The following is a 12,158-nucleotide window of genomic DNA, read 5'->3' as shown; positions in this document are numbered from 1 at the left end:
CGTTGCCCCGCAGGACCCGCTCAGGGCCGGCGAGGCGCGGGAAGCAGGAGAACCGGGGGTGGAGTACTCCCCGCGAGGTACGCGCACTGACGCCGGCCGTACGACGACCGGGACCCCCGGCGGAGGGACGCTCGGAAGCGACACGTAGGACATCGCCACCGAGGAGTTGGACGACATGCAGACCCTGGCACACTTCGCCGACGGCGGGCCCGGCCCGTGGATCCTGCTCTTCCCGGTGATCTGGGCGCTGGTCGTCGTCGGCGGCGTCGCCCTGCTGCGACGCACCGTGTGGCGCGGGCGCCGCGGGCCCGGGCGGCCGTCCACCGTCGAGGACAACTCGCCCGTCACCGTACTCGGTCACCGCTTCGCCTCCGGCGAGATCGACGAGGACGAGTACTGGCGCCGCCTGTCCGTGCTGGACGAGCAGTTCGGTCGGGCGGGGAAGGGCGGCGCCGCCTGACCCGGCGACCCCGGCCGTCCACGTCGACGCGACCGCCCGGGCCGTCGGCGCGCCGCCCGACCCCTTGCCGGCACCCGGCACCTGGCACCCGGCACCGCACGCGGCGCACAGATGCTCAGCGCACAGCCGCACAGCCGCACAGCCGCTCAGCCGCACAGCCGCTCAGCCGCTCAGCCGCACAGCCGCTCAGCGCACGGCGCCGGACCTGGACCGCTTGCGGTCGGCACGCCATCCGCCGGAAACCCACCGCACGGCCCGCGGCAGCGGGGGGTCACCGCCCGGTCAGCCTGCAACGGCCGACCGGGCGGGAGCGGGTTGGGACCCGCGGAGGTCGACCGAGTGCTCGACCTCCGCAGCGAAGGCGGCGGCCGGCACCTCCTCGACCAGGCGCCGCGGCGGGCGGGCGGAGACGGGTGGCGCGGTGACCGGCGCGCCGGTGGCCGTCGGGAGCGTGAACCAGACGACCTTGCCGGACTCGCCGTCCGGCCGGGCACCCCAGCTCTCGCTCAGCGAGGCCACCATGGACAACCCGCGCCCGCACGTCGCGAGCGGCGCGGCGTCGTCCACCACGGGCAGGCGTGGATCGTGGTCGCGCACGGAGACGGTGAGCCGGTCCAACAGCAGCTCTATCTCCACGGTGCACGTCTTGTCGGGCTGGGCGTGCAGATGGACGTTGGTCAACAACTCCGTCACGCCGAGCGCGGCCCGGTCGATCAGGGAATCCATATGCCAGTAGCGCAATTGCGCAGATACGATTCTGCGGACCTGGCCGATCCGCGACGGCAGGGCTTGGAGCTCCACCGTGCAGTGTCTGCTTGGGTGACTGATCACGGCTGCGACTCCCCGACATAGAGGTCCGGAAGAACACGGAGTTCGGATCCAGCAGGGCGCACGCGGCACGCCGCCGCCTGCTGTCGTGGCCGGCGGGCTGGTTCGCAGCGTTATCGCCGGTAAACCCAGAGTGACGTGAGACCAGCGTGACGCAAGGGCTGAGGCACCGCAACTTACGGACATCTCAACCGCGATGCCCGCCCGCCCTGCGCACCGCTTCGATGAAACGGTGAGCCGCGGGCGGACCCGGCTCACCCGGCGCGGGGTCCCGCTCACCGAGGGTCAGCAGGTAGCGCTTGCCGTCGAGGTCGGCGAAGGCCCGGTCCTCCGGGGCGAACCAGGGCCGGGAGGCGCGCACGGCCTGCACCGGAGCGCTGTCGATCTCACTGCCGTAGCTGGTGAGCAACTCCACCCTGCCACCGCTGATCCGGACCGTCCCGGCCCGGGTGAGTGAGCGCAGCCGCTTGCCGATCCGCACCCCCGTGGCCCTGAACTCCGGCTCCGCCATGACGTCGCCCCCTCGCCCCTCGATCGCCGGACCGCGTACCCCGCTGGGCCAGGTACCGGCCGGCTCGTGTCGTGCTCCCTTGTGCGTCCGCGGCGGAACCCGGCCCCGCCCGCTGGCAGTCTGCCCGCACCACGCGCCGAGCACCAGTACGCACCAGCCCTTTCCGAAGGCGGCCGGAGCATTCGCGCGAATGCGCCCCCACCGGGCCGGGCCTGACGCCCCAGGCGTGCCTTTGGGGCCGTCAAAGGTGTGTTTATGCAGGTGAGAAGCGTGCGGAAGGTGCCTATGATCGAGGGGTCGGCCGCGCGAGGCGCCGTCGGCGCGCAGCGTAAGGAGCCTCGACGTGAGCACCCCCCAGCACACCCGCACCGGCGCCACCCTCGACGTCGACCGCAGCGACACCGCCTACCGTGCCTGGCTGAAGGAAGCCGTGCGCAAGGTCCAGGCCGATGCCAACCGCTCGGCCGACACCCACCTGCTTCTCTTCCCGCTGCCCGAGCGGTGGGGCATCGACCTGTACCTGAAGGACGAGTCGACCCACCCCACCGGCAGTCTCAAGCACCGGCTCGCCCGCTCGCTCTTCCTCTACGGCCTGTGCAACGGCTGGATCCGGCCCGACCGCCCGGTGATCGAGGCGTCCAGCGGTTCGACGGCCGTCTCCGAGGCGTACTTCGCGAACCTGATCGGCGTGCCCTTCATCGCCGTCATGCCGCGCACGACCAGCGCCGAGAAGATCCGCCTGATCGAGTTCCACGGCGGGCGGTGCCACTTCGTGGACGACTCCCGGCGGATGTACGAGGAGTCCGCCCGCCTCGCGGCCGAGACCGGCGGCCACTACATGGACCAGTTCACCTACGCCGAACGCGCCACGGACTGGCGCGGCAACAACAACATCGCCGAGTCGATCTTCCGGCAGCTGCGGCTCGAACGGTTCCCCGAGCCCGCGTGGATCGTCGCCACGGCCGGCACCGGCGGCACCTCGGCGACCCTCGCGCGCTACGTGCACTACATGCAGTACGACACCCGCATCTGCGTCGCCGATCCCGAGAACTCCTGCTTCTTCGAGGGCTGGACGACCGGCGATCCGGACGTCACCTGCGACTGCGGTTCCCGCATCGAGGGCATCGGCCGACCCCGGATGGAGCCGAGCTTCGTGCCCGGCGCCGTCGACCGCATGATGAAGGTGCCGGACGCGGCGAGCGTGGCCGCCGTCCGGGCCCTGGAACAGGCCATCGGCCGCAAGGCGGGCGGTTCCACGGGCACCGGACTGTGGAGCGCGCTGAAGATCGTCGCCGAGATGGTGGCCGAGGGGCGCCGGGGCAGCGTGGTGACGCTGCTCTGCGACCCGGGGGACCGGTACCTCGACAAGTACTACTCGGACGCCTGGCTCGCCGGCCAGGGCCTCGAGATCGGGCCGTACACGGCGGCGATCGAGTCCCTGCTGCGCACCGGCGACTGGCCGCTCTGACCCCGCCGCAGGGGCCCGGACAGCGCGCTACGGGTGGGAGAGCCGCCGGTCCAGGGAGGTGACCGCGTCCCGGAAAGCCCGTCCCAGTCCCGGTCGCGCGCGGTCGAGGACGAAACGGAACGGAGCCGTACCGTCCGCGGCGAACGTCCACCGCACCCGCGTGCCGGTCCCGGCCGGCGTCAGCCGCCACTCCTCGGCCATGGCCCGGGCGCCGGGCGTGTTGGTGACGTCGACGCGGTAGGCGTACACCTCGGGCCGCCGGGCCGCCAGGACGGTCTCCACGAAGCGCGCCCCGCCCCTGAGCCGGACCTCGCGCCCCGCGCCGTCGCCGATGGGCCGGGCCAGCGTCACCGCCGAGAACCAGGCGGGCCAGCCCGGCACGTCCTCGGCGAGCGCCCGGAAGACCGCGTCCGGAGCGGCGGAGACGTCCCTGGCGAAGACCAGGCGTACCGGAGCCGTCCCGACGAAGTCGAGACCCACCGGACGCAGACGGCGAGCCATGGGCGCAACCCCCTTGAGCAGAGCCGCGGACGCGGCGACCGGACGGGTGGCGTCACGATAGCCGTGGACACGCCCGGTGTCAGCGGGGCCGGTCCGGACCGGGCCGGCTTCAGCCGGCCGTCTCCGGTGCGCCGGCCGCGTCCTCCCCGGCCACGACCAGGCCCAGGTGCTCCGAGATCTCCGCGCGGGCGTCCGACGGCAGCCCGGCGTCGGTCACCAGCGTGTCCATCTGGTCCAGGCCCGCGAAGGAACTCAGGCCCACGACACCCCACTTGGTGTGGTCGGCGACCACCACGACACGCCGCGCGGACTGCACCAGCCGCCGGTTGGTCTCGGCCTCCGCCAGGTTCGGCGTCGACAGACCGGCCTCGGCCGATATCCCGTGCACACCGAGGAACAGCACGTCGAAGTGGAGCGTCGCGATCGCCTGGTCCGCGACCGGCCCCACCAGGGAGTCGGAGGGAGTGCGTACACCGCCCGTGAGCACCACCGTGGCCGCACCCTGCCTCGCCCCCGAGGTGCGCTGCGCCACGTGGAACACGTCGGCCACCCGCACGGAGTTGGTGACCACCGTCAGATCCGGCACGTCCACCAGCCGGTGCGCCAGCGCGTACGTCGTCGTACCGCCCGACAGGGCGATGGCCGCGCCCGGCGCGACCAGCTCCGCCGCGGCCCGCGCGATGTCCTCCTTGGCGGTCGGCTCCAGACCCGACTTCGCCTCGAACCCCGGCTCGTGCGTGCTGGCCTCGACCACCGGGACCGCACCGCCGTGCACCTTCTCCAGCACGCCCTGCCGGGCCAGTGAGTCGAGGTCGCGGCGGACCGTCATGTCCGACACGCCGAGCTTGCGGGTCAGCTCGTTGACACGGACCCCGCCCCGGCGGCGCACCTCGTCGAGGATCAGGGCGCGCCGCTGCTCCGCGAGGAGGTTCGGATTCTCACTCACGTACGCCTCGGTCCTTTCGCCGCAAACCGTCCGACACGCCCGGCGCACGGGCTCCGACGAGGAGTTCTCCCCGCTCCGGTGCGCGGACGTCCCATCCTCGCACGCCGTGCCACGGGCCGCGCCACCGCCCGCCTGCCGCGCACATGTCATTTCTGTCCCGTTCCGGTGTCACCTGTCACACGGTTCGGGGAGATTCCGTGCCGAGGGGTGCGGGGCGTCCCCGCAGCGGAGATCCTTGTGCCCGCACGGACAGAGCCGACGGCGCGTCACGGGGGAGTGCGGACAGTGGAACAGGCGCAGGAACGGGACGGGACGGGTACGCCGGACGCTCCCGGGCCGCGTGCCGGGGGAGACGGGAGAAGCGGCACCGCCCTGGAACTCCTGGTCCACGGAGTGGGCGGCACGACCCCGGCGGACATGCTGGACGACCCGCGGACCGTACGCGTCACGGGCGACGACATCGCGGCCGTCTTCCGGCGCAGCGAGGACGCCGACGCCGAGTCCCGGCCGGAGGACTACCGGGGCAGGCCGGTGCCCGAGGCCTACGTCTGGTGCAACCTCACCTCCGGGAACGGCACCCGCGCCCTGTGGCTGCTGCTCCTTCCCTTCATGGTGGTCAACCTCGCCCACTGGATGCGGCCCACCGCCGAGGGCAGGACGAGGACGGTCCGCCTGTACGGGCTGCTGGTGCGGCTCACGGGACTGACCCTGACGGTGCTGCTGGTCGCCGCGGCCTGCGAGGTCGCGCTCGACCTCGTCGCCTGGCAGTGCGCGGGCACGCACGCCTGCGCCGAGCGGCACTCCTGGCTGGGTTTCCTGTCGCCGGTGATGTCGGACGGCGGCTGGTGGAGCGCGCCCGGCCGCAGACTCGCCCTCGCCGCCGCGGTGCCCGCCGCGCTCACCGGCCTGCTGTGGTACCTGTCGCTGCGCACCTGGCGGGCGTACGAGTCCCAGCAGCCGATCGACCGCGCGGACGGTCCCGAGGAGGACCCCGCCCGCAACGCCCTGAGCAGGCCCGGGTTCTGGTACGGGCGCCGCCTGGTGGCCCGGCTGCGTGCCGCGCACACCGCCGCCGCCCTGCTCACGGTCGCCGCGGCGGTCGGCGCACCGGCGGCCCGGTTCGACCGCCGGGCCGGCGGATCCGTGCCGCTCGACACGCTGGGCCGGATCCTGACGGCCGCGCTGGCCGCCGGGGCGGTCGCCGTGGTCGCGGTGGTCTGCCGCCGGGGCCGCAGCGAGGGGCGCCTCGACCGGGCACTCGACGAGCGCCTCGTACGGCGCCTGCCGCTCGCGGCCCTTCTCCTGTTCGTCGGCGCCCTGCTGTACGGCGGCTGGGCCCGCCCGGGGTGGACGTCGGCGGGGCGGCTGCCGGGCGACATGACCTTCGGCGGGCTCGCCCTGGCGCAGGGCCTGCTGGTCATCGCGCTCGCCGTGGTCGCGCACCTGCTGCACCGCAGCCTCCCCGACGCCCGCGCCGCGATCCGCGGCCTCGGCGGCCCCGCCGTCGCCATGCTGGCCTGCGCGCTGGGCGGCGTGATGTCCGGCGGGGTCTCCCAGCGCGTGTCGGACTGGCTGGACGGCACCGGCACCTCCCTCGACGGTCCGCCCGTCCTGCTGACCTGGCAGGCGTCCGTCATCCCGCCGCTGCTCGTCGTCGTGCTGCTGATGTGCGCCGTCCTCGCCCGCCACACCTGGCGACGCGTCCGCACGGAGCGGGCCGCCGTGGAGGACGACCACGCCGGCGAGCCCGGAGACCCGGGACGCACCCGGCGCATCGCGTTCGCCCGCGCCACGGCCGGCCTCACCGACCGGGCGCCCCTCCTCGTCGCCATCACCTCCGCCGCCACCCTGCTGCTGGGCGCCGGGGCCCTGGTCGGCGCGATGACGACCGACCGTGCGCCCGCCGACGCCGCGCGGGGGACGCACGCCGCCGTGCACGGCGCCGCCCAGACCGCGCAGGCCCTGGGCTCCTGGCTCATCGGCCTCGGCTTCATACTCTTCGTCACCTGGGGCAGGCGCGCCTACAAGGACGCCTCCGCGCGGCGCACGATCGGCATCCTGTGGGACGTCGGCACCTTCTGGCCGCGCGCCGCCCACCCCTTCGCTCCGCCCTGCTACGCCGAGCGCGCGGTGCCCGACCTGACCTGGCGGATGGCGACCTGGACCCGGGCGACCGGCGGACGACTGGTCATCTCGGGGCACTCCCAGGGCAGCGTCCTCGCCGCCTCGGCGGCCTGGCAGCTGGAGCCGTCCGCCCGCAGACGGGTCGCCCTGCTCACGTACGGTTCCCCGCTGGAGCGGCTGTACGGCCGCTGGTTCCCCGCCCACTTCGGACCGGCCGCGCTCGGCTCCCTGCACGAGGAGGTCGACTGCTGGCGCAACCTCTACCGGCGCACCGACCCGATCGGCGGCCCGATGCGGCTGCCCGGCGACTCGGGCCCCGCGGTGGACCGCGCCCCCCTCCAGGACCCGCTCACCTACGGCCGTACCGAACTGCACCCGCTGCCGGCACCGATCCTCGGCCACTCCGACTACCAGGCCGATCCGGCCTTCGCCGAGGAACGACGGCGCCTGCTGGCCCGGCTGCGCCCGGAGGTGCCCGCTCCGCGCCACACCGGCCGGCCGGAATCCGTCCCGGCGGCGGACGACGGGCCCGGATCCTGCTGAGGCGCCCGGCGTCGCGGTGACCGCCGGCGCTCTAGGGCAGCTCGGGCAAGTCCTCGGCGTAGAGCAGCGTCAGGTCGTCCGTGCTGGGGTCGGTCAGCTGGGCGACCCGGCTCGCGTGCCGTTCCACCATCGCCTCGAAGGTCTGGCGTGCGGTGCGGCCGTTGCCGAAGGCGGGGCCCTTCGGGATCGCCGTGAAGTACTTCGTCAGCGCCTCGGCCGTACCCGGAGCCAGCCGGTACTCGTGCTCGTCGGCCTGCTGCTGCACGATCCGCAGCAGCTCCTCGGGCCCGTAGTCGCCGAAGGTGATGGTCCGTGAGAAACGGGACGCCACACCCGGGTTGACGGACAGGAACCGCTCCATCTCCGCCGTGTACCCCGCGACGATCACGACGACCGCGTCCCGTTGGTCCTCCATCAGCTTCACCAGCGTGTCGATGGCCTCCTTGCCGAAGTCGCGGCCCGCGTCCTCGGGGGAGAGCGCGTACGCCTCGTCGATGAACAGCACGCCTCCGTGCGCCCGCTGGAACGCCTCCTGGGTGCGGATCGCCGTGGAGCCGATGTGCTCGCCGACCAGGTCCACCCGCGACACCTCGACGAGGTGCCCCTTGTCCAGGACGCCGAGGGAGGCGAGGATCTCGCCGTACAGCCGGGCGACGGTGGTCTTGCCGGTGCCCGGGGAACCGGTGAAGACCAGGTGGCGCTTGACCGACGCGGCCTTCAGGCCTGCCTGCTGCCGGCGCCGGCCCACCTCGATCATGTCGGTCAGGGCCCGCACCTCGCGCTTGACGCTGTCCAGTCCCACCAGCGCGTCCAGCTCACCCAGGACGGCCTTCGACGTGCGCGCCGGCTCCTGCGGCCCGGCGTCCGCGATCAGGGACTCCTGCTCGGTGCTGCGCTGCCCCGGGATCGAGCCGAGGAGCCCGGTGGACGGGCCCGTGGTCTGCACGGCCGGCTCCGGTGCCGGGGGAGCCGCCGGACCGCCGCTCTCGTCGCTGGTGCAGTCCTCGACCAGCGGACCCGAGTCGGACGCCGCGTCCGGTCCGGCGTCCGCGAACTCGTACCCGCCGCGCGTGCACCGCTCCGTGCGGCACTTGCGCAGCGTCGTACGGCAGCCGTCGATCACGTGGAAGCCGTAGCCGGCGCTGCCGGTGACGCGGCAGCCGAGGAAGCTGCCGCGGCCCCCGGCCGACACGTAGACACCCGCCTCGGAAGGGGAGTCGACCGTGCAGCGCTCGATGGTCGGGTCGGCGCCCTTGGTGACGATCACGCCGGTGCGGTTGCCGTCCAGGGTGCAGTTGCTGAGGGTGCCGCCGCTGCCGTGGTCGCGGAACCAGGCGCCGGTCGCCGCGTCCCGGATGCGGCAGTCGTCGAGCTGCGCGATGGCGCCGTCGCTCACCGACACGGCGGTGTTGCGGACCTGGGACAGGTCGCTGTCGACGACGTCCACGCGGGAACCGCGGTCCAGGACGAACAGCGCGTCCGGCACGTCGTGCACCCGGCAGGAGTCGAGCACCGCGGTGGCGCCGTCGCTCACCCAGACCGCCGGATAGTCGCCGGTGCTGTCGAAGATCTCGCACTGGTTGGCGTCCACCCGCGTGCCCGGGTCCCACACCGACAGGCCGTTGCGGCCGAACTGGCGGACGGTGGTGCGGGTCAGGGTGAGGACGGAGCGGGAACGCAGGTCGACCGCGTTCTCCGGGATGTCGTGGATACGGCAGTCGGCGAGGGTGAGCACCGCGTCCGTGTCGAGCGTGACGCCGTCGCCGGTGGTGCGGTGCACGTCGCAGTCGGTCAGGTGCGCGGTGGCCCGGCCGGTGACCTGAACGCCGCTGCCCCGTACTTCGTAGATCTCGCAGCCCACGGCCTCCAGCGCGGAACCCTCGCCCGTCGCCGTGAGGCCCGAGCCCGCCGCGTGATGGATCCGGCAGCGCTCCAGCCGGGGGTGTGCGCCGGAGCGCACCGCGACGCCCGCCTGACCGGCCGAGACGACCTCGCACTCCTCGAAGACGCCGCCCCCGCCGTCGAGGACGGCGATGCCGACGCCGGCCGGGTTGTCGACGGTGCAGCGGCGCACCGTGGGACGCGCGCCTCCGCGCACCTCTATCCCGGAGGCCGACCGCGCGACCACCCTCAGGCCCAGCAGCTCCGGCGTACCGTCCTCGACGAGGACCGCGGGCGCCGCCGCGTCCTGGCCCTCCACGTGCAGGTCCTGGATCACCGCCGCGGCCCGCACGGTCAGCGGGACACCGTCGACGGGCGCGATCCGCACCGAGCCCTGTCCGCCCTCGGGCCCGCGCAGGGTCACCGCCCGCTGGACGACGAGGTTCTCCCGGTAGGTCCCGGGGGCGACGGTGAGGACGTCCCCGTCGGCCGCGGCCTCCAGGGCGGCGGCGAGCGATGCGTACTCACCTGTGCGGCGCCGCCACCGCGAGGTGCCGGTGTGCGTCACCTGGACCGTGCCCTGTGCCATGGCGTTGCTGTGCCCCCACCTCGTCGTACGCGGGTCGTCGCCGATTCGGTTCGGCCGGTCCACCGTAGCGTGCGCGCAGGTGGTGAGTTGACCGGAGGCAGGAGCCCGTCAGCTGCCCGTGCCGGTCCTGCCCCAGTCCGGGCCCGCCCGTTCCCACTCCTGGTCCCAGCGCGCGTACCGGCGGCGGACCATGCGCCAGACGACGAACCGCCGACCGGCCTCGACCAGGGCCGCGGTCCCCACGGCGGCGCCGAGCCCGGCGAGCGCGGCGTGCGTCGCCGCGGTCGCGGAGTCGAGCGGCCGGGCCACCGTTCTGCCCTGCCCGTCCGTCCACAGCGCGAAGCGGTCGCCGGTGCCGGGGTCGTCCAGGCCGGCCGTGACGGAGCCCTCGTGCCGCGAGCCGTCCGGCGCGGTCCAGCGGGCGAGGACACGGCTGCGCAGGTCCCCGCCGGCGGCGCCTTCCGGGTCGAGGGTCAGCGGCGGACGCTCGAGGGTGCGTATCACGGTGGCCGTCACCCGGTGCCGGGACGCGTGCTGTTCACGCACCGAACGCAGCAGGGCGTCCTGTGCCGCGCCGCCCACGACCACGCCGACCAGGGGCGCCACGAGAAGGACCGACAGCAGTCCGGCCAGGGCCACCCAGGCCTCGGCCAGGTCGGTCCCGCGGCACAGCGGATTGTGTCGCCAGCGCCAGAGCCCTCCGATCGCCCGCACGATCAGCTCCCCCTTCCCGCTCGCCTCCGGTCGAGCCGCGCACACGCGGGCCGTCAGGGTGGGCGCCGTCCTCCTCGGACGGTCCCCCCACCGCGCTTCTCATGAATCTCTCACGAACCCCAACGCCCGGAGCCGTGGAGCGGGTTCCCGCGCTTCGGCCCGTGACCGGAATCCGCCCGTGGGGAAGCGGCGGGTCATTCGACGATCCGCACCGGGTCGCCGACCCGGACCGTGCCGCGGCCGACCGGGACCAGGTTCTGCCCGAAAACCAGCTTGCCGTCGACGCGGCGGTGCCGGCCGAGGCTGTGCAGGGGCTCCCTGCCGCGCCCGGCGGTGCCCTGGTCGGTGGTGGTGACGACGCACCGCCCGCACGGCTTGGCGACCCGGAAGGCGACCTCTCCGACGGTGACGAGGGACCACTCGTCCTCGGCCCAGGCGGCGGTGCCGGAGACGACCACGTTCGGCCGGAAGCGCTCCATGGGCAGCGGACCCTCGTCCGCGTGCTCCCCCGCGGCGATCAGGGAGTTGAGGGCGTCCAGGGAGGCCGTCGTCGTCAGGAGCAGCGGATACCCGTCGGCGAAGGTGACGGTCTCCCCCGGGAGACCGAACTGCGGGTCCACGGGCCGGCGCGCGGCGGGATCGTCCAGGTACACCAGGCGCACGTCGGTGCGGAGGAAGGCGCTGTACCAGGCGTGCGCGGACTCGTCCTCGGCGGGAACCGCCTCGACCTTGTCGCGGAAGACCTGGGTGACGACGGTGGTGGTGGCACGCGGGACCGGCACCGTCAGTGGTTCCCGGCCGGGTGCGGACAGCCGGACGCCGCCGCCGGGCAGAAGCTCGGCGGCGGCCAGGGCGAGGCGCGGCTGCTGGCGTTGCGTGACGACCTTTCCCCCGTCGTCGATCAGCATCCAGCGGCGGTCTCCGGCCAGCCCCCAGGGCTCCACGGCGGCCTCCCGGAGCGACAGGCTCCGGGACGACTTGACCGGATGGACGTGGATCGAGTGCAGTCGCGCGTTCCCCATGACGCCATCGTGCCAGGTGGCACCGACAACCCCGGGGACGGCTCAGTAGCCCCGGTACTGCTGCTGGTTGTACGGGTCCTGGTACGGCGCCGGCGCGGGCCGGGGTGCCGCGGGACGCATCGCCTCGTACCCCGCCGGGCCGGGCGCGGCCGGCCGGGGCTGCTGCTGGTACTGGGGGCCGGGGTACCCGCGGGGCGCGGTCGCCTGCTGCGGGATGTAGGCGGCGGGGGCCTGCTGCAGCGGGGCGGGCTGCGGGGCCTGCTGGGGGTAGCCGTAGGAGGGTTGCGACGGGGCCGCCGGGAGGGCGGGCAGGGCCGACGGGAGGGCCGGCAGGTGGCTGCCCGGCGCGTCGTACGCGGCGGGCACCCGGATCGGGGCGATCTGCGGGGTGCCCCGCTCGGCGACGAGGGAGTCGTAGATCGGGGTGTCCGGGAAGGAGGCGGAGTAATAGCCGCCGCCATAAGTGGAGCGGGGGGAGGTCATGGCACATAAGTTAAGCCCACGATGTGCTGGTTGGGGAGACCGATAAGAGGGTTGTTTTCCGTGTCCGCGGTGCCCCGGTACCCCCAAT

11 protein-coding genes are annotated in these 12,158 nt (G+C 74.0%); 3 read left to right on the top strand and 8 right to left on the bottom strand.

Annotated features, from left to right (window positions below; genetic code table 11):
• Positions 1–175: 175 nt before the first annotated feature.
• Entirely contained in the window at positions 176–460 is a 285-nt protein-coding gene (locus SAM23877_RS05070; protein ID WP_053127292.1) for an SHOCT domain-containing protein, read from the top strand.
• Between the two features lie 282 nt (positions 461–742).
• Here the strand turns inward: SAM23877_RS05070 and SAM23877_RS05065 are convergent, their stop codons facing one another.
• Positions 743–1,291 (bottom strand): ATP-binding protein, encoded by a 549-nt coding sequence (locus SAM23877_RS05065; protein ID WP_174532194.1) that lies wholly within the window; start codon positions 1,289–1,291, stop codon positions 743–745.
• 184 nt (positions 1,292–1,475) lie between these two features.
• Entirely contained in the window at positions 1,476–1,799 is a 324-nt protein-coding gene (locus SAM23877_RS05060; protein ID WP_053127290.1) for a hypothetical protein, read from the bottom strand.
• A gap of 343 nt (positions 1,800–2,142) precedes the next feature.
• Here SAM23877_RS05060 and cds1 point away from each other — a divergent pair, with 343 nt between their 5' ends.
• Positions 2,143–3,267, top strand: coding sequence for an L-cysteine desulfhydrase Cds1 (cds1, locus tag SAM23877_RS05055; RefSeq protein WP_053127288.1), 1,125 nt, complete (start codon positions 2,143–2,145; stop codon positions 3,265–3,267).
• 27 nt (positions 3,268–3,294) lie between these two features.
• On the opposite strand, the gene SAM23877_RS05050 is transcribed toward cds1, so the two are convergent.
• Complete coding sequence (locus SAM23877_RS05050; RefSeq protein ID WP_053127286.1) at positions 3,295–3,768, bottom strand: SRPBCC family protein; 474 nt, start codon at positions 3,766–3,768, stop codon at positions 3,295–3,297.
• Positions 3,769–3,877: 109 nt separating this feature from the next.
• Positions 3,878–4,714 carry a DeoR/GlpR family DNA-binding transcription regulator gene (locus SAM23877_RS05045; protein ID WP_053127284.1) on the bottom strand — a complete coding sequence of 279 codons (837 nt, stop codon included), beginning with the start codon at positions 4,712–4,714 and terminating at the stop codon, positions 3,878–3,880.
• Positions 4,715–4,999: 285 nt separating this feature from the next.
• Between SAM23877_RS05045 and SAM23877_RS05040 the strand changes: the two genes are divergently transcribed.
• The gene (locus SAM23877_RS05040) at positions 5,000–7,381 is read left to right on the top strand and encodes a hypothetical protein (RefSeq protein ID WP_053127282.1); all 2,382 of its coding nucleotides are present in this window, start codon (positions 5,000–5,002) and stop codon (positions 7,379–7,381) included.
• 31 nt (positions 7,382–7,412) lie between these two features.
• Here SAM23877_RS05040 and SAM23877_RS05035 read toward each other — a convergent pair whose 3' ends face one another.
• The 4 genes from SAM23877_RS05035 to SAM23877_RS05020 form a co-directional block, all read right to left on the bottom strand.
• Positions 7,413–9,851, bottom strand: coding sequence for a right-handed parallel beta-helix repeat-containing protein (locus SAM23877_RS05035; protein WP_053127280.1), 2,439 nt, complete (start codon positions 9,849–9,851; stop codon positions 7,413–7,415).
• 108 nt (positions 9,852–9,959) lie between these two features.
• Entirely contained in the window at positions 9,960–10,565 is a 606-nt protein-coding gene (locus SAM23877_RS05030) for an Rv1733c family protein (protein ID WP_053142176.1), read from the bottom strand.
• Between the two features lie 194 nt (positions 10,566–10,759).
• A complete protein-coding gene (locus SAM23877_RS05025; protein WP_053127278.1) occupies positions 10,760–11,587 on the bottom strand; it encodes an MOSC domain-containing protein in 828 nt (275 codons plus the stop codon).
• A gap of 42 nt (positions 11,588–11,629) precedes the next feature.
• On the bottom strand, positions 11,630–12,070 hold the full coding sequence (locus SAM23877_RS05020; RefSeq protein ID WP_053127276.1) for a DUF6643 family protein: 441 nt from the start codon (positions 12,068–12,070) through the stop codon (positions 11,630–11,632).
• Positions 12,071–12,158 lie beyond the last annotated feature (88 nt).

Origin of the sequence: Streptomyces ambofaciens ATCC 23877 (assembly GCF_001267885.1) — a bacterium.
In the GTDB taxonomy this organism is placed as follows: Bacteria; Actinomycetota; Actinomycetes; order Streptomycetales; family Streptomycetaceae; genus Streptomyces; species Streptomyces ambofaciens.
The sequence above is the reverse complement of the archived record's forward strand: the minus strand, read 5'-3'. Positions and strand labels throughout refer to the sequence as shown.

Bases quoted from the DNA above. Each gene is read 5' to 3' on its own strand.
- SAM23877_RS05070 (WP_053127292.1), top strand. From the start codon at position 176: ATGCAGACCCTGGCACACTTCGCCGACGGCGGGCCCGGCCCGTGGATC.
- SAM23877_RS05060 (WP_053127290.1), bottom strand. From the start codon at position 1,799: ATGGCGGAGCCGGAGTTCAGGGCCACGGGGGTGCGGATCGGCAAGCGG.
- SAM23877_RS05050 (WP_053127286.1), bottom strand. From the start codon at position 3,768: ATGGCTCGCCGTCTGCGTCCGGTGGGTCTCGACTTCGTCGGGACGGCT.
- SAM23877_RS05035 (WP_053127280.1), bottom strand. From the start codon at position 9,851: ATGGCACAGGGCACGGTCCAGGTGACGCACACCGGCACCTCGCGGTGG.
- SAM23877_RS05025 (WP_053127278.1), bottom strand. From the start codon at position 11,587: ATGGGGAACGCGCGACTGCACTCGATCCACGTCCATCCGGTCAAGTCG.
- SAM23877_RS05020 (WP_053127276.1), bottom strand. From the start codon at position 12,070: ATGACCTCCCCCCGCTCCACTTATGGCGGCGGCTATTACTCCGCCTCC.